Origin of the sequence: Streptomyces tibetensis, from assembly GCF_040647715.1 — a bacterium.
Lineage (GTDB): Bacteria > Actinomycetota > Actinomycetes > Streptomycetales > Streptomycetaceae > Streptomyces > Streptomyces tibetensis_A.
Genome location: NZ_JBEZCR010000010.1, coordinates 15,795 through 33,274, shown reverse-complemented (window position 1 = coordinate 33,274; position 17,480 = coordinate 15,795). Strand labels below are relative to the sequence as shown.

The window sequence follows — 17,480 nt, the reverse complement described above, 5'->3', positions numbered from 1 at the left end:
ACCTGGGGATGCGGGAAGGCCGGAGGGGGATCCTCACCCGGTGACGAAGGTCGTCACGCTCTGAGCGGGAAGCTGACCGGTGAAGGAGCCGTTCGACAGGGTGATCCTGTTCTGGGCCGCGAGGTTCCTGCTTGCGTCCGTCAGCCAGGACGACACACCGGACGAGGTGTTGTTCTGCAGGACGAACTGCTGACTCACTCCTGCGGTTCCCTTGTTGACGGCGACGATGACCAGCCGGGAGCCGCTTCCCTTGTACGCCGAGACGAAGACGTTCGGCGCGGGATTCGGCGTCACCGCGACGCGCACATACCCCGGGCGGACGAACTTGGAGAAGTGCGCCATGCCGGCACCGCGCTTGCTGATCCGGCCGTCCTCCCGCATGGGCCCGTAGCCGCGCCGGATGTACCACCACACGTAGGCCTGGAACTCGGCGTCCACCATCGCGCGGTGGACGTGCTCGGCGACGCCGAGTGCCTGGGGCCAGAGATCGGCCGAATCGCTGCTGTTGGGGTAGTAGACCTCCGTCATCCACAGTTCCTTGCCCCCGCCCTTCTGCTTGAAGAGGGGGTAGGGGAAGTTCTGGAACGGTGTGCCGTAGAGGTGGGCCCCGAGGATGTCCACGTTGGCGAGTGCCCTGGCGTCGTTGAGGATCGGGTCCGAGAAGCTCTTCACATACTGGAAGGACTCAGGGGCGATGACCTTGGTACTGATCGAGCCGGCGTTCTCCCGCAGGAACCTGGTCATCTCGCCCGGAGTCCACCACGTCCAGTCATGCGCGTAGTCGGGCTCGTTCTGCACGGAGATGGCATACAGGTTCACTCCGTTGTTCCGCATGAAGCCGACGAAGTCGTTCAGGTGCTGTGCGTAGGCGCCGTACGAGTCGGACCGGAGCCGCTTCGCGTCGGTCTGCTGGCCGTGGACGAAGGTCTCGACCATGTGAGCGGGCGGGTTCCAGGGGGATGCGAAGACGGTCGCCCCGAGCTCGATCGCCCGCCTGGCCGTCGCGACCTCGCGGTTCCAGTTCGCCCGGTCCTCGGAGACGAAGATTCTCAGCATCGAGAAACCGAGTTGCCCTTCGCCGTTGCCGAAGGCCGTGTCCCTCTGAGCGGAGGTCAGGTCGCCGATCCAGAGCGGATGGTTCATGCCGCCGAATCCCCGGATCGTCTGCCGCGTCGCCGACGGGTCGACGGTCACGGCGGCCGCGACGGACGGTGTGCGAGGTGCCCCGACGGCCGGTGCCGCGGCCGCGAGGACGGGCAGTGCGCCCATCGTCGCCAGAAGGGCACGACGCCCTGGAGATTCCGGCCCTGTGGTGCTGGATCCGATGCGGTGCAAAGACATGGTTCCTCCTTGGCAGAGGGGCGTCTGCCGTCTCGGTGTCTGCCGTCTCGGCGTCTGCTCTGCCGGCCTGGACGGGAGGTGGGAGCGCTCCCCCAGGGCGAAAGTTTCGGGAGATCGGCCGATCGGGAGCGGTGTAGGGAACGTAGGTGCGCGCCCTTTCGTCGTCAAGGCTCAGGGGAACCAGTCGTGTGGCGGCTGCGCGGGCTCCATGGGGCTAGGACGCTGCGTGTCCTCAGCCGCGACAGGCATGAGGCCCGGGCCTGTCCTCAGCCGCGCCGTACCGCGCCGAGTTGGGTCCGGTGCAGGCCGGGGGCCGTGAACCGCTGTGCCACCGTGCGCAGGACACGGACCATCGCCTGGGCGGGTGGAGTGGCGGGGCGGGCCGTGGCGCGGGCGAGCAGGATGCGGCGGGTGGGGGCCGGTACGTCGGAGGCGAAGGGCAGGAGACGTACGTCGCTGCGCCGGCTGGTGAGGGCCAGGCGAGGGGCAAGCGCGATGCCGAGCCCGGCGGCGACCATGGCCTGTGCCTCCTGGTAGTCGTGCGAGGAGTAGGCGATGTGCGGCTCGAAGCCCGCCCGGCGGCAGCTTCGGCGCAGGACGTCGGCGACGGGGTGGTTGTCGGCGCGGATGATCCACTCCTGGTCGGCGAGGTCGCCGAGGCGCACGGAGGGATGATTGCGAAGGGGCGAGTCGGCGGGGACGACCAGCACCGTGGGGTCGTCCAGGAGGTGGGTGAGGGTGAGCGCCGGATCGTCGAGGCGGTTCCACTCGTAGTCCCAGAGCAGCCCCTGCTCCACCTCGCCGGTGTGCAGCATTTCCCGGAGCTCGGCGAGGATCCCGGCGCGCACCTCGATGCGGATGCCGGCGTGACGACGCCGGAAGCGGGTGAGCGCGAGCGGCAGCAGGGACGCGCTGGCCGTGGGGAAGGAACCCAGCCGCAAAGTGCCCTGGTCCAGGGCCGTGAAGGAGTCCAAGTCGGCTTGCGCCGCCCTCAGTTCACGGCGGATCGCCTGTCCGCGCCCCGCCAGCGCGACACCCGCCGGGGTGGGGCGGATCCCGCGTGGCAGCCGCTCGATCAGGGGCTGTCCGGCCTCCTGTTCCAGCAGGGACATCTGCTGGGAGGCGGCGGACGTGGTCATGCCCAGGGCCTCCGCCGCGGCGGTGAGCGACCCACGTTCGGTGGCCTCGGTGAGCAGCAGCAGTCGGCGCACGTTCAGCATGCGTTCGACTTTAGCGGAGCTAAACCCACCTGAAGCGAACCACGATTGTTCCGAAGTCACGCCTCTGCGAAGGTCTCCGCAGTCGCCGACCGGTTCACCGGCCCGCAATGGGCCCGACACCACCGCCTCGGCCATTCCCTCCCCCTCATTGATCAAGGAAGAGCTCAGCGTGCACACTCCCGCGACCCTGGTGCGTGGCGGCACCAGCAAGTGCTGGCTGTTCAACCAGGTCGACGTCCCCGCCGGCCGTGGCGACCTGGAGAGGCTGCTGGTCTCCGCATACGGCGCCACCGACCCCGTGGAACTCGACGGTGTGGGCGGGGCGACCCCCACCACCTCGAAGGCGGCGGTGGTCGGCGCGGCCCCCGAACCCGGCGTGGACGTGGACTATCTCTTCGCCCAGGTGGGCATCGGCACGGGCTCGGTCGAGTGGACGAGCAACTGCGGCAACTGCGCCACGGGGGTCGCGCTGTACGCGGTCGCGAAGGGCTTGGTGGCGATCACCGGCGACCACACTCGTGTGGTGATGCGCAACGCCAACACCGGCGCGGTCCTCGAAGGGCTCGTCGACACCACCGGTGGCGTCGTGCACCACTTCGGCCGCCAGACCGTCCCCGGCACCCGTGCCGGCGGGGTCGCCGTCGGTCTCACCTTCCGCGATCCGGCCGGCGGCACCACCGGTTCACTGCTCCCCACCGGGCAGGCCGTGCAGGATCTGCCGGTCGCTGCCGCCGGGCCGGTGCGGGTGAGCATGGTGGACGCCGGAGCACCCGTCGTCCTCATCGACGCCCTCCGCGCCGGACGCACCGGTGCCGAGTCGCTGGAGCGGATGGGCGCGGACGTGCCCTGGCTGCGCGGCGTCCGTCGTGCCGCCGCACCGCTCATGGGGCTGGTCGAGCCGGGCGTCGAACCCGGCGACGCGGTGCCCAAGGTGGGCCTGGTGGGCCCGCCGGTGCCCTACACCACCACCCTCGGGGAGCGGATCGCGGCCGAGGACTACGACGTCTCGGTGCGCATGCTCAGCATGAACGCCCCGCACCCCGCGATCGGTCTGACCTCCGCCGTCGCCGTCGCGGCGGCCGGGCTCGTCGAGGACTCCGTGGTCTGCCGGACCACGGGCGGCCCGGCAGACGAATGGCTGCGTCTGGGCACACCCGCCGGCATCGTCGCGGTCCGCTGCACCGACCTACGGGACGGCCTGCCGCGGAGGGTCACCGTGCAACGCGCGGCGCGGCTGCTCGCCGACGCCCGTATCTACGTCCCGGAGACCGGCCGCATCCACGTCCCGGACACCGGCCGCATCCACGTCCCGGGAGCGGGCCGCACGCAAGCCGCCTGAACCGGGACGGACATCACCCCGGTCGGCCGGTCCCCCAGCCGTCCGCACCGGGATACCCCTCGCGCCCCTGGGGCGCGCCCCTCCCCATCGCACCAAGGACGAAGATGTCTGCTGAAGTGATCTCCATAGGCGCGCTGCTGGTGATGTTCATGGTCGGCACGGTGCTGCCGATCAACCTGGGCATCCTCGCCTTCGTCGCCGCCTTCGCGGTCGGCACCGCCTCGCTCGGCCTCACCGAGGACCAGATCTTCGAGGGGTTCCCGGCGAAGCTCTTCGTGACCATCGTCGGGGTCACCTACCTGTTCTCCGTCGCCCGCCGCAACGGCACCATCGACCGGCTGGTCGCGGCCGGGGTACGGCTGGTGCGCGGCAAGGTCGCCCTCATCCCCTGGGTGTTGTTCCTGGTGGCCGCTCTGCTGACGGCGTTCGGCACCTTCACTCCTGCGGCGGTGGCGATCCTCGCGCCGATCGGCATGAACTTCGCCTACCGCTACAGGCTCAACCCGCTGGTCGTGGGCATGATGGTGATCAGCGGCGGACACGCGGGCGCGTTCTCCCCGCTCGCGGTGTCCGGTGCGCTGGTGCTCGGCCTGGTCGACAAGACGGAACTGCACATCTCCGCGGTGACGCTGTTCAGCGCGAGCTTCCTGATCAACCTGGTGCTCTCGGCGCTCACCTACGTGCTGCTGGCCAAGCGCACCGTTCCGTCGGCCGAGGGCTCGGCGGAAGCGGCCGAGGAGCGGGACCTCGCCGTGTCCGGCAGGCCCGACTGGCGTCAGTGGCTGACCCTCGCCTGCCTGGCCGCCCTCGTCATCGGCGCGCTCGGCTTCCATCTGGAGATCGGTTTCCTCGCCCTCGCGGCCGGTGCGCTGCTGGCCCTGGTGGACATGAAGCGCCAGGAGAAGGCGGTGGACGGCGTCAGCTGGTCCACCCTGCTGCTGGTCGCGGGCATGATGACCTACATCGCCATGCTGGAGAAGGCCGGCATCATCGAGAACATCTCCGAGCACGCGGCGGGCCTGGGCGCACCGGTCGCCGTCGCCCTGTTGCTGTGCTTCACCGTGGCCGTCACGTCCGCCTTCGCCTCCTCCACCGCGATCCTCACCGCGATCATCCCGATCGCCGTACCGCTGCTGCTGTCCAGTCACCTCAGCGCCGCCGGGCTGATCGCCGCTCTCGCCGTCTCCACGACGATCGTCGACACCTCGCCCTTCTCCACCAACGGCGCGCTGGTCCTCAGCAACGCCCGCGGGGTGGACCCCCGCCGCTTCTACCGCCAGGTCATCGGCTACACCGGCGGAGTCGTCGCCCTCGGACCCGTCGTCGCCTGGGGCGCGCTGGTCCTGCCCTGGTCGTAGCGGCCGGTGGTTCGTCCTTCGCCTGGTGAGCGCCGCCGACCGGCAGGAACCAGGAGGTGCCGTGGGAGGGCACGGGGGCCTGGAGCGCCATGCAGCGGAGGCCGATCTAGGCTGGAAGCAACCGCTGGAGACCAGCCCTGACGGGGCGGCAGTCCGGACGGAGGCGTGGTACGTGGAGATGCCCGGCAAGCAGGATGCCCCCACTGCCGCTGTCGTGGTGGGCCCGGACGGCCTGGTGAGCGGCTGGAGTGAGGGGGGCCGGCTGCTGCTGGGCTGGACAGCGGAGGACACCGTCGGACGCCCCGTGGCCGACCTGCTGGTCGATCCCCCGCCACCCGGCTTCCCGGAGGGCTTCGGTGCCGGCCTTACAGGGCTGGTCCCCTTGCGCCACCGGGACGGCTCCACAGTGGACGCTGTGGTATCGGCCCACCCGTTGTCCGGGCCCGACGGACGGGCCACTGGCCACGTGGTGACCATCCAGCATTGGGGACGCCGTCCGGTGATCGCCGACCGGGCCTTCGAGCAGTCCCCCTTCGCTCTGGGCGTCTACGACCCCGAACTGCGGTTCCTGTGGATCAATGCCTCCTCGGGCCGGGTGATCGCGCACTCCGAGGAGCAGGTGCTCGGCAGGAAGTACCGGGAGGTGCTTCCGGAATTCGACCGCACGCTGTTTCCCGAGAGGGACGACAAGCCCTACACCGACGCGCTCGCCCAAGTGGCGAGGACGGGCGAGCCCACGCGTCTCATCACCGTCTTCCGCCCGCGCGGCAGCGACTACGCCAACGCCTGGGCCACCAGCATCTGGCCCGTCCGGGATGCCGAGGGCAGGGTCCGCGCGATCGCCAACTGGGGATTCGACATGAGCGCCGAGTACTGGGCTCGGCAACGCCTGCTCATCCTCAACGAGGCCAGTGGCGGCATCGGCCGGACCCTCGACGTGATCGGCACCGCCCAGGAACTGGCCATGACTCCGGTGCCGGGATTCGTCGACCTCGTCAGCGTGGACCTCTTCGACGAGGTGCTGCGCGGAGAGGAACCGCCCTCAGGATTCCCGTTCGCCGCCGACGAGCCCATCAAGCTAACCCGTGCCGCCCAGCACAGCGCGAAGGCGGACGCCGGCCAGGCTCCGGGGGCCACGACAGCGGTCACGCACGGGCCGGGTTCCGTCGCCGCCCGCTGCATGGCCGCCGGCAGGTCCACGGTCGAGCTCTCCGCCGGGCCCGGCCAGGGCGGCGAGTGGGCCTTCGGGCCCGGACTCGCCGCCGACCCGGCCCACTGGCCCCCGGGCAACCCGGTGATCGACGCGTCCATCGCCGCGGACGGACTGACCGGCCGGATCACCGTGCCGCTCCGGGCGCGCGGCGCGCTGCTCGGCGTCGTCGCCTTCTCCCGCGTCGACCGGCCCGAGGCCTTCACCGCCGACGACCTGATCCTCGCCGAGGAGCTGACCGCGAAGGCCGCCGTCGCCATCGACAACGCCCGCCGGTACTCGCGCGAGCGCACCACCGCGCTGACCCTGCAACGCACCCTGCTGCCGCAAGGGCTGCCGAAGCAGGAGGCGGTCGAGGTGGCCTCCCGCTACCTGCCCGGCGGGACCGGTACGGAAGTGGGCGGCGACTGGTTCGACGTCATTCCGTTGTCCGGAGCCCGGGTCGCCCTGGTCGTCGGCGACGTCGTCGGTCACGGCCTGCACGCCTCGGCCAGCATGGGCAGGCTGCGCACGGCGGTGCGCACCCTCGCCGACGTCGATCTGCCACCGGACGAACTGCTGACCCACCTGGACGACCTGGTCCTCCACCTCGCCAGCGACCTCCGGCCCACCGGCGACTTCCAGCCGACCGGCGAGTCAGGGGCCACCTGCCTCTACACGGTCTACGACCCGGTCTCCCGGCACCTCACGCTGGCGAGCGCCGGCCATCCTCCGCCGCTGATCGTCTCCCAGGACGGCACCCGGATCCCGGTACCCGTCCATCCGGGACCGCCGCTCGGCATCGGCGGGCTGCCGTTCGAGGCCACCGAGCTCGAACTGCCGGAGCGCAGCCTGCTCGCCCTCTACACCGACGGACTGGTGGAAAGCCGCGAGCGCGACGTCGACCAGCGGACGGCCGAACTGCAGCGAGCCCTGAACCACCCGACCACCTCGCTGGAGGCCCTGTGCGACACGGTGATGGACGCCATGCTTCCGCAGCGCCGCACCGATGACGCGGCCCTGCTGCTCGTTCGCACTCACGCGCTGGATCCCCACCACGTCGCCGACTGGGACGTCGAGCCCGACACCGCGCAGGTGCCGCGCGCCAGGAAACTCGCCGTGGACCAAGTGGACGCCTGGGGCCTGGAGGAGGCGGCGTTCGTCACCGAACTGGTCGTCAGCGAACTGGTCACCAACGCCATCAGATACGGTGAGCCGCCCATCAGACTGCGGCTGATTCGCGACACCTCCCTGATCTGCGAGGTCTCCGACACCAGCAACACCGCTCCGCACCTGCGCCGGGCCCGGGCCTTCGACGAGGGCGGCCGGGGCCTGCTGCTCGTCGCCCAGCTCACCGAAGGGTGGGGCACCCGGCACACCACCGACGGCAAGACGATCTGGTGCGCACAGCCCCTTCCCCAGGCCGGGCGGCATTGACGGTCCCGCCCGCGGACGGTCTCCGCCCACAGTCGTCCGATCGCTCGTTGATTGCGGCGCCGGCGGTCAGTGGCTGCCGGTGAGTTCGCCGCTGAGCTTCTGGTGGATCTGGGCACTGGGCCGGTTCAGGCCGATGATCTCGATGCTCTTGCCGCGCTGGGCGTACTTGGTCTCGATCGCGTCCAGGGCGGCGACGGAGGAGGCGTCCCAGATGTGGGTGCCGGACAGGTCGATGACGACCTTGTCCGGGTCGGTGGCGTAGTCGAACTGCGTGACCAGCTCGTTGGAGGAGGCGAAGAACAGCTCACCAGTGACCCGGTAGACGACTTGGCTGCCGTCGGGGTCGGTTGCCGCGGTGACCTCGGCCAGGTGGGCGACGCGCTTGGCGAAGATCACCATGGCGGTGATGGTGCCGACGACGACGCCGATGGCGAGGTTGTGGGTGGCGACCACGACGGCGACGGTGAGCGCCATGACGGTGATCTCCCCGGCCGGCATGCGCTTCAGCGTCTTGGGGGCGATGGAGTGCCAGTCGAAGGTCGCGAAGGACACCATCACCATCACGGCGACGAGGGCGGCCATGGGAATGTCGGAGACGACCGGGCCGAAGACGATGCACAGCACCATCAGGAACGAGCCCGCCAGAAACGTCGACAGCCGGGTGCGGGCTCCGGACACCCGTACGTTGATCATGGTCTGCCCGATCATGGCGCAGCCGCCCATGCCCCCGAAGAAGCCGGTGACGATGTTGGCGATGCCCTGGCCGATGGACTCGCGGGTCTTGTTCGAGCGGGTGTCGGTGATGTCGTCGACCAGCTTCGCCGTCATCAGTGACTCCATCAGGCCGACCAGCGCCATGGCGAGCGCATAGGGGGCGACGGTGGTGAGGGTGTCGAGGGTGAACGGCACGTCCGGAAGGCCGGGAGTAGGCAGCGAGGACGGCAGGGCACCCTTGTCACCGACGGTCGGCACCGCGATCCCGGCCGCGAGGGTGATCACGGTGAGGATGACGATGGAGACGAGCGGTGCCGGGATCACCGTGGTGACCTTCGGGAAGAACACCATCAGCGCGAGCCCGCCGACGATCAGCGGGTAGACGGCCCACGGCACGTCGTGCATCTCCGGCAGTTGAGCCATGAAGATCAGAACGGCGAGCGCGTTGACGAAGCCGACCATCACCGAGCGCGGCACGAACCGCATCAGCTTGGCGACCCCGACCGCGCCGAGGAGGATCTGGAAGACGCCGGCCAGGATGACGGCGGCGACGAGATAGCCGAAGCCGTGCTCCCGGTTCAGGGGTGCGATGACCAGGGCAACGGCGCCGGTCGCCGCGGAGATCATGGCGCGGCGGCCGCCGACGACGGAGATGGTCACGGCCATGGTGAACGACGCGAACAGGCCGATCGCCGGGTCGACTCCGGCGATGATCGAGAACGAGATCGCCTCCGGGATCAGCGCGAGGGCGACGACCAGACCGGCCAGGACCTCGGTGCGCCAGACCTTCGGGTTGTTCACCCAGTCGGGACGCAGGCGGCGCAGCCGCGCGGCAGGAGACACAGCAGCAGATGACAAGGAGATGCGTACCAGTCGTGCTCGGGCACACCCGTCGGCACAGGCCGGGGGCGTGCGGACGCGCGGAGGCCGGGGCGGCACTCCGCGGACGGCCCGAGGGGCGGGCCGGAAGCAGAAGGGGGTGTGGCGGGAGGCGCGGCACGGGGCGGCCGGGCGACTCACGCAGAGAGACGAGAGATCACGGCGGGCAGGCGGCGGCGATCAGCACCTTGGGCTCGCGCACGCTCTCTCCTGCACATCGAATCTCGGCCGGGGGCGACACCGGCCCCGGACTGTAGCAGCGGGACGCTCAGACCGCCGTCACGATCTGCAACTCTACCCCGACGTCGCAGCGGAGGCCGGTGGGGCCGCACGGGACGCGACAGGCCTCGAGAACCGGCCCGGCTCAGTGGCGGTACGACCGAGGAGAGAAGGCCGGCAGGGTCTGCGTTCCCCGAGGGAACTGCGCGCTCGGAGAACCGCGTCCCCGCCCTGCTCGGGCGGGGACGCTCCAGCCGTCGCGCGGTGGGGTCAGTTGGCGTTCACCAGGTCGTGCGCGGGCACCGTGACCGTCCGCTTGCCCGGCTCGCCGCCGAGGACGATCTTCCGAAGGGCGCTGTTGTTGCCGAGGTTGGTTTCCTTCAGCCGCTTCGCGGGGTTGGCCAGCACCTGGATGTAGTAGGTGCCGTTGGGCACGTCGGTGATGTCGAACGACTGGCCCGGCAGGTCCTGGGTGTACGTGTCACCCGATCCGACGTCCAGCACCTCGCGGACGGAGATCGAGTTCTCCTCACCGCAGGCGGTGGCCAGGTCCGTGTTGTACGGGTGCCAGTTGGCGTTCTTCACCGTGTAGTCGATCGCGTCGGTGTTGGCCAGGCAGAACGCTTCCTTCCCGCTGCGCACGGCCTCCTTCTTGTCGGCCTTCAGCAGCCGGTAACTGGCGAAGTCGGTGAAGTGCCAGTGCACATGGCCCGGGCGCGGGTCCCACTCCATGGTGCCGGTCGGGGTGTACCCGACCTGCTTGCCCTTGGCGTCGTAGAAGTACTGGTAGGCGTCCATCTTGGCCTTGCCGGGCGAGCGGAACCCGTCCACCACGAGCTGCGCCGGGCCGGCGTTCCAGACGTTGGCACTGAACGCCAGGTAGTCCTTGCCCGGGATGTCCTCGTCGCCGTCGCTGATGGTGATGCCGTAGGCCGGCAGCGAGCGCAGGTCCGGCTTGGGGACGTCCGGGACGGAGGGCGTGCCCGTGGGGCGCTTCGCCGGCGGTTGGAGAGCGGGCGCCTGACGCGAGCCGTCGGTCTGGCCGCCGGTGTCCCCGGCCTGCGGAGACCGTGCGGAATTCTGCTTCTTCTTCAGTGCCCACGGCAGGGCCGGCGGCGCGGCCTTCAGCGGGCCGTGGCCCACGTTGTACGAGGGGCCCGCACCGCTCGTCACCGGTGCGGCGGCCTCGGCGGGCGTCGGGGCATGTCCCGGCCCGTGACCCGCGTGCGCGGCCGGCGCCCGGTGACCGGCACCGTGCCCGGCGTGCCCGGCGTGCTCGCCGGCCTTCGCGGAGCGGGGCGCCGCCCCGGTGATGCCTTCGTCCTCGTCGCTTCGTTCCACCACGGTCACCTTGACCGTGGCCGGTTTGTCGGCGATGCCGAACAAGGCGCGGTACTTCTTGGCGACACCGACCTTGGCCGTGTACGTACCGGCCGGCAGCTGGACCGGTTCGGTGTAGGAGCCGGCGTAGGTGTTGGCCGCCCAGCCCTTCTCGACGCCCCATACCGAGCCGAGGGTGAAGGGGTTGGTGGGGCAGCTCTCCGGATACTTGGACGTGGAGGGTGCGTCGGGCCGCACGCGGCCGCTGGCGTTGTTCGGGCAGAAGCTCTCGCTGCGGCTGAGGACCTTCTTGCCGGCCTTGTCGGTGAGGGTGATCTCTGAGAAGCCGGGCAGCCCGGAGAAGTCCTTCACGGTGCCCGCGGGCAGCTTCTTCGCCTTGGCCTTGCCACCCTCGTACACGGTCTGGGTGACAGCCACCGGGTCCTTGTAGGACTTGCGGGTCACCTTGAGCTCCAGCGGCGTCCCCTCGGCGATGAGGTAGGTGCCGAGGTCCAGGTACACACCCGGCTCCTCCTTCCAGGAGGTGAGCGTCACCGAAGTGGCCGCCGCGACAAGGCTCAGCTCGGGGCCCTTCGCGGCCTTCGCAGGGTCCTGCGCTGCGGCCACGATGCCGGCCGTAACGGCCGTCACGGCGACGGCCGTGGTGCCGGCGAGCAGCGTGCGCCGCAGCCGAGCGGTCCTTCTTCTGGTCATGGGTACCTCGTCCTTCGGTGCTGTGAGAAGGAAGCAGGCGGCACGGCACGTCTGCGAGGTCCGGGCCGCGGCCGTCACGTGAGAGGCGTTTCGCTCCGCCCGCGCTGTGAGAGGAACCGACCGGCCGCGCGGTTGTCCGAGCACGCAAAGGGGGTGGAGTGTTGGCCGAATGCCGTTGCAGTGACGAAATCCGGCCGCCGGTGGGGCACTCCTCGCCCGAGAGGAGTCTCAACTGGCCAACCGGATCAGGCGCCAGGAGTATCCGGTACTCGTCGACTGAACGGACGGCCCCTTCGACGCCACACAGGTTCCTGTGCTGTTCCGGGTCCACACCTCGACATCAGCACCCACACGATCACCGGCGGGACCGCTGTATCGGTCACAGTCACAGCCCGGCGGGCCGACGCTCTTCCCCTGTCTTCCCCGGATGAACCGGCCTGAAGGTGCGTTGAGGACCCCACCCGACGTGTCTAGCCTCCTTTCACAATCGAATGGAGGCATGTCCATGGCCCGAACGGTGAGCCTGTTGTCGACGGTGGCCCTGGCATCCGGTGCCCTGCTGGGTACCAGCACTCCGGCCGGCGCGGCCGACCCTGCCCCCGAGGTCATCCCGATCGACCTCCTGCTGGCCGGCTCCTACACGGACGCGGCGCGCGAGGCGATCCAAATCTGGAACACGGCCGTCCCGTCGATCAAGTTCGTCGAACAGGACACTCCGGCGCCGCTACGGGTCATGGAGTACGAGACGGCCAAGGGAGTCCAGTCCCACGTCAACATCAAGGGAGCGGGGCGGGGTTGGGTGTACCTCGAAGTCGGGGACGCCCAGCTGTACAGGCCTTCTCGCATCGTCGTCCACGAACTGGGCCACATCCTGTCGCTTCCCGACCTGGGCCCGGGCAGCCCCTGCTCCAAGGTGATGTCGGGTGCCTGGGGCGGATCGGACTGCGTCAACACCCGGCCCGACGCCGCGGAGAAGGCCGCCGTCAGGGACTTCTTCGCCGCCAACGACGTCGGCGACCGAGTCCCTTGGTGGGGGTCGGCACTCGCTCCACGGTAGGCAGGCAACAGGCTCCGACCGTGGCACAGGGGCCGGCTCGCACGTATTGCCCTGCCGGGAATCGACCGGCAGGGCAACTCATGCGGCTCGGGGCTCGAAAGAACAGCAGGCCCGCTGCGGCAGGACGACGTCAGACGCGCTCGAACTTCCACGTGACGCTGCCGGCGTCGGCCTTGAGCACTGTACTTCGACGAGGTACGGCCTGCGACGATGTTTCCGCTGAGCGCCTTGTGGCCGTCCACGGTCACGGTGGGGCACTTGTCGAGCCCAGTGGTCGACGGATCAGTCGTTCGTTGGTCCGGGTGTGCCGTTAACAGACGCGCAGTGGGCGCGGATCGAGCCGTTACTCCCGGATCGCACGCCGAAGCGGGGTGGTCGCTGGCGGGATCATCGTGAGGTGATTGACGCGATCGCCTTCAAGTTCCAGACCGGAACGCAGTGGGTCCACCTGCCGGAGAAGTACGGCAACTGGCCACCGGCTGCGTCGAGGCAGCCGGGGCGGCAGGCCGCCGGCCTTCGACCGCGAGGCCTACAAGCAGCGCACCAGTCGTAGTCTGTATACAGAAGAGTGTGCGTGTGGATGACAGGGAGTCTCATGGCCCGGGCGACTGGCAAGAGCGAGGCGGTCTACGAGCGGCTGAAGGGTGACATTGAGTCGCTTCGGATGCGGCCGGGAGCCAAGCTGAGTGAGGTCCAACTGGGCGAGGAGCTGGGGGCTTCACGGACGCCGGTGCGGGAGGCGATCAGGCGGCTGGCCCGGGAAGGGCTGGTCGATTTCGTGCCGGGGGAGGTGGCCCGGGTGGCCGCCATCTCCCTGGGCGGTGTGCGCGCCCTGTTTGAGTTCCGGATGCTGCTGGAGCCCCGGGCGGCCGCCTCGGTCGCCACGGCGGGCTCGGCCGACGAGCGGGTGCTGGCGCCGTTCCATGAACTGCTGGAGCGGCTGGAGGTCTTCGACGAGTCCTTCCGCGCGCTGGACTCCGCCGCGCAGGTGGGCTCGTACCAGCAGTTCTACGACATCACCGAGGCGTTCGATCAGGCGGTCATCGCGGCCTGCCGCAATCCCTACCTCGCCCGCACGATCCGCGACCTGCGCAGTCAGACCGTGCGCCTGCGTCACCTCTCGCACAGCGGCCCGCGTCGCATGCTGACCTCGCTGGAGGAGCACCGCGCGATGCTGAAGGCGGTCACGCACGGGGACGCCCAGGCGGCGGAGGCGGCCTGCCGGCACCACCTCGCGCAGACCTTGCAGGCGCTCATCGACAGTCTGACGAGCCAGGATCTGACATTCGGTACGGACGTGTCGCTGGACGTCGCAGGCTGAGACACCTCCCGCCCGGGCGAAGGCGCTGGGGCACGGCGCCTCACGGCCTGTGATGTCTTCAAGTTTTAATGTATACAGGACTGGATACATTATTTCCGGAGGGGAGAGTCCGCCTCATGCCGCATACCGTCGGCGCCGCCGACCTGCTGGGTTTCGCCACCGCCACTGCCGAGGCACACGGCGTTCCGCCTGCGGACGCCCGTCTTCTCGCGGACACGCTGGTGACCGCGGAGCTGTGGGGACATGCGTCCCACGGCATGCTGCGCCTGCCCTGGTACCTCGACCGCCTGGCGAGCGGGGCCACCACGGCCGTCGCGGACCCGGAAGTCGTCAGCGACAACGGAGCCGTTGTCGTGGTCGACGGCCGTGACGGTCTGGGTCAGGTGCTCACCGAGCGCGCGGTGGCCCTGAGCGTGGAGCGTGCCCGTTTCCACGGCATCAGCGCGGTCGCCGTCCGCAACTCCGGTCACTTCGGGACCGCGGCGTACTTCACGCGCAGGGCCGCCGAGCAGGGATGCGTGGCATTGCTGGCCACCAACGCCAGCCCGGCCATGCCCCCTTGGGGCGGCAAGGAGAAGCGAGTCGGCACCAATCCGTGGTCGATCGCCGCCCCTGGCGGCCGTTACGGCACGGTCGTGATGGACATCGCGAACACGGCCGTGGCGCGCGGCAAGATCTACCACGCCAAGGAGCGCGGTGAGCCGATTCCCGAGGGCTGGGCGGCCGACGCCGCGGGCGTGCCGACCACCGATCCGCGGCGTGCGATCGAGGGCCTGATCCTGCCGATGGCCGGCCACAAGGGTTACGCGATCTCTTTCATGTTCGACGTGCTGGCGGGCGTGCTGACCGGCAGCGCCTTCGGCTCGGCGGTCGTCGGCCCCTACCGGTCCACCGGCCGCAGCGGCGTCGGCCATCTGCTGCTGTGCGTCGACATCCGGTCGATGGCCGACCCAGCCGAGTTCGAGCAGAGGATGGAGGCCCTGATCGAGGAGACCAAGTCCACCCCGACCGTGCCCGGCACCGACGAGATCTTCGTCCCCGGTGAGCCGGAGATCCGCACCGCCGAGCGGCTGCGCACCGAGGGCATCACGCTCGTCGACGACACCTGGGCCGCCCTCGAACGCATCGCCGACGCCACCGCCGTACGCCTGCCCCTGCCCCTGCCCCTGCCCCTGCCCCTGCCCCTGCCCGAAGCCATCTCCCAGGAGCTGCCCGCATGATCGCCCTGACCGTGTCCCTCCAGGTCAACCCCGGCTACCGTGAGGACTTCCTCAAGGCCATCGAGGAGAACGCCGAGCGTTCCTTCACCGACGAGCCCGGCTGCCGCTACTTCGACGTCGTCTGCGACCTGGCCGACGACCACCACTTCGTCTTCCACGAGATCTACGACGACGAGGCCTCCGTCGAGGCACACCGCGCCGCGCCCCACTTCAAGGTCTGGCGCGAGGCCGCGGCGAAGTACGTCGTCCCCGGCAGCCAGGTCAACACACTCTCCCGCCGCCTGTTCCACCACTCCTGAACGGAACCGACTTCATGTGCACCAAGCCCGCTGGGCCGAATCTGCTCATCCACCCCGACGAGGTCGAACGCTTCGACCGCGGCGGCGGTGTGGCCACCATCCCCTACGTCGGCAAGTGGAACTCGGAGAAGGCCGTCATCACCACCGGCCAGACGGTCTTCCAGCCCGGCACCGGCCTCCCCCTGCACAGCCACAACGTCGAGGAGTCCGTACTGATCCTCGAAGGCGAGGCGACCGCCGAGATCGACGGCGAGTTCTTCGACCTGGAGCCCGGCCAGGCCACCTGGGTGCCGGCCGGGATCCCGCACCGCTTCTTCAACCGCGGCGAGGACGTCATGCGGATCTACTGGGTCTACGGCGGCCGGGACGTCACCCGCACCATCACCGCCACCGGCGAGACCTTCGAGCACCTCTCCGCTCACGACAAGGGAGGGGCACCCACCGCATGAGCGGCATCCTGCAGACCGTCGACCCGACAACCGGTGAGCCGACCGCCACGTATGAAGGCTGGGACGCGGACCGTATCGAGACCGCTGTGGCCCGGGCCCACGCCGCGAGTCGTGCCTGGGCCCTGGTGCCGGTCACCGAGCGGTCCGCGCGCGCCCACCGCCTTGCTCAGACCCTGCGCGAGCACAAGGACCACCTCGCTTCCCTGGCCGTCGCCGAGATGGGAAAGCCGGTCGGCGAGGCCGAGGGTGAGGTCGAGAAGTCGGCGGTCACGGCCGAGTACTACGCCCGGCAGGGCCCCGGCATCCTCGCCGACGAGCGCGTCGAGATCGACGGGGCACAAGCCTGGGTGGCCTACGAGCCCACCGGACTCGTCCTGGCCGTGATGCCGTGGAACTTCCCCGTCTGGCAGGTCATGCGCTTCGCCGTCCCCTCCCTGGTGGCCGGCAACGGCGTCCTGCTCAAGCACGCCTCCAACGTCACCGGCAGCGCGCTCGCCCTCCAGGACCTCTTCGTGGAAGCCGGTTTCCCCGAGCACCTGGTGACCACACTGGTGATCGCCGACACCGACGTGTCCGACGTGACCGTTCGGCTCATCGAGGACGACCGCGTCGCGGCCGTCACCCTCACCGGGAGCAACCGGGCCGGCGCGGCCGTCGGTTCGGCGGCCGGGCGCGCGGCGAAGAAATCGGTACTGGAACTGGGCGGGTCGGACGCCTTCGTGGTCCTGGACGACGCCGACATCGAAGTGGCCGCGGCTGCCGCGGTGAAGGCGCGCTTCACCAACTCCGGGCAGAGCTGCGTATGCGCGAAGCGGTTCATCGTCGCCGCCCCCGTGGCGGACGCGTTCACCGCCGCGTTCGTGGCCGGGGTCGAAGCCCTGCGCGTCGGCGACCCGCGCGAACGACAGACGCAGGTCGGCCCGCTCGCCCGCGACGACCTGCGGGCCGCGATCCAGCGACAGGTCGAGGAATCCGTCGCCGCCGGAGCCCGCCTCCTGACCGGCGGCAAGCCCGTGCCCGGCGACGGCTTCTTCCACCAGCCCACCGTCCTGGGCGACACCGGCCCGGGAATGCCCGCCTTCGACGAGGAGACCTTCGGCCCGCTCGCCGCCATCGCCGTCGCCCGGGACGACGAGGACGCCGTACGGCTCGCGAACGCCACGCCGTACGGGCTCGGCCTGAGCATCTGGACGGCCGACCCGAGCCGTGGCGTCGCCCTCGCCCGCCGTATCACCAGCGGAGCGGCCTTCGTCAACGCGATCGTCGCATCCGACCCCCGCCTGCCCTTCGGCGGCACCAAGCGCAGCGGCCACGGCCGCGAACTGGCCGCCGCCGGCATCCGCGAGTTCACCAACACCCGCACCTACTGGGTCACCACCTGACCCGATCCCGCCCTGCCGGACC

At 70.1% G+C, this 17,480-nt stretch carries 14 protein-coding genes; 10 read left to right on the top strand and 4 right to left on the bottom strand.

Translation table 11 applies throughout. From position 1 onward, the window contains the following. Positions 1–33 precede the first annotated feature (33 nt). Entirely contained in the window at positions 34–1,341 is a 1,308-nt protein-coding gene (locus AB0B29_RS25555; RefSeq protein WP_362243819.1) for a glucuronoxylanase, read from the bottom strand. Positions 1,342–1,607: 266 nt separating this feature from the next. After that, positions 1,608–2,561 carry a LysR family transcriptional regulator gene (locus AB0B29_RS25550; protein WP_362243818.1) on the bottom strand — a complete coding sequence of 318 codons (954 nt, stop codon included), beginning with the start codon at positions 2,559–2,561 and terminating at the stop codon, positions 1,608–1,610. A gap of 169 nt (positions 2,562–2,730) precedes the next feature. Between AB0B29_RS25550 and AB0B29_RS25545 the strand changes: the two genes are divergently transcribed. From AB0B29_RS25545 to AB0B29_RS25535, 3 genes are all read left to right on the top strand, one after another. Continuing rightward, on the top strand, positions 2,731–3,900 hold the full coding sequence (locus AB0B29_RS25545) for a PrpF domain-containing protein (protein ID WP_362243817.1): 1,170 nt from the start codon (positions 2,731–2,733) through the stop codon (positions 3,898–3,900). A gap of 104 nt (positions 3,901–4,004) precedes the next feature. Then, positions 4,005–5,258 (top strand): SLC13 family permease, encoded by a 1,254-nt coding sequence (locus AB0B29_RS25540; protein ID WP_362243816.1) that lies wholly within the window; start codon positions 4,005–4,007, stop codon positions 5,256–5,258. A 178-nt stretch (positions 5,259–5,436) separates the two neighbouring features. Continuing rightward, positions 5,437–7,884: an ATP-binding SpoIIE family protein phosphatase gene (locus AB0B29_RS25535; protein ID WP_362244084.1), complete on the top strand. Its 2,448-nt coding sequence runs from the start codon at positions 5,437–5,439 to the stop codon at positions 7,882–7,884. 66 nt (positions 7,885–7,950) lie between these two features. On the opposite strand, the gene AB0B29_RS25530 is transcribed toward AB0B29_RS25535, so the two are convergent. Together AB0B29_RS25530 and AB0B29_RS25525 are read right to left on the bottom strand one after the other, a co-directional pair. Further along, positions 7,951–9,441 (bottom strand): SulP family inorganic anion transporter, encoded by a 1,491-nt coding sequence (locus AB0B29_RS25530; protein ID WP_436845879.1) that lies wholly within the window; start codon positions 9,439–9,441, stop codon positions 7,951–7,953. Between the two features lie 525 nt (positions 9,442–9,966). Then, positions 9,967–11,730: a lysyl oxidase family protein gene (locus AB0B29_RS25525; RefSeq protein WP_362243814.1), complete on the bottom strand. Its 1,764-nt coding sequence runs from the start codon at positions 11,728–11,730 to the stop codon at positions 9,967–9,969. Positions 11,731–12,235: 505 nt separating this feature from the next. Here AB0B29_RS25525 and AB0B29_RS25520 point away from each other — a divergent pair. From AB0B29_RS25520 to AB0B29_RS25490, 7 genes are all read left to right on the top strand, one after another. Continuing rightward, positions 12,236–12,787, top strand: a complete 552-nt coding sequence (locus AB0B29_RS25520) for a snapalysin family zinc-dependent metalloprotease (protein ID WP_362243813.1) — start codon at positions 12,236–12,238, stop codon at positions 12,785–12,787. Between the two features lie 304 nt (positions 12,788–13,091). After that, a complete protein-coding gene (locus AB0B29_RS25515) occupies positions 13,092–13,340 on the top strand; it encodes a transposase (protein ID WP_362243812.1) in 249 nt (82 codons plus the stop codon). A 42-nt stretch (positions 13,341–13,382) separates the two neighbouring features. After that, positions 13,383–14,108, top strand: coding sequence for a GntR family transcriptional regulator (locus tag AB0B29_RS25510; RefSeq protein ID WP_362243811.1), 726 nt, complete (start codon positions 13,383–13,385; stop codon positions 14,106–14,108). A 116-nt stretch (positions 14,109–14,224) separates the two neighbouring features. Then, positions 14,225–15,328, top strand: a complete 1,104-nt coding sequence (locus tag AB0B29_RS25505; RefSeq protein WP_362243810.1) for an Ldh family oxidoreductase — start codon at positions 14,225–14,227, stop codon at positions 15,326–15,328. Next, on the top strand, positions 15,325–15,627 hold the full coding sequence (locus AB0B29_RS25500; RefSeq protein ID WP_362243809.1) for a putative quinol monooxygenase: 303 nt from the start codon (positions 15,325–15,327) through the stop codon (positions 15,625–15,627). The genes AB0B29_RS25505 and AB0B29_RS25500 overlap by 4 nt, the downstream gene beginning before the upstream one ends. Positions 15,628–15,641: 14 nt before the next feature. Continuing rightward, positions 15,642–16,076 carry a cupin domain-containing protein gene (locus AB0B29_RS25495; RefSeq protein WP_362243808.1) on the top strand — a complete coding sequence of 145 codons (435 nt, stop codon included), beginning with the start codon at positions 15,642–15,644 and terminating at the stop codon, positions 16,074–16,076. After that, positions 16,073–17,458: an NAD-dependent succinate-semialdehyde dehydrogenase gene (locus AB0B29_RS25490; protein WP_362243807.1), complete on the top strand. Its 1,386-nt coding sequence runs from the start codon at positions 16,073–16,075 to the stop codon at positions 17,456–17,458. The genes AB0B29_RS25495 and AB0B29_RS25490 overlap by 4 nt, the downstream gene beginning before the upstream one ends. Positions 17,459–17,480: the final 22 nt, after the last annotated feature.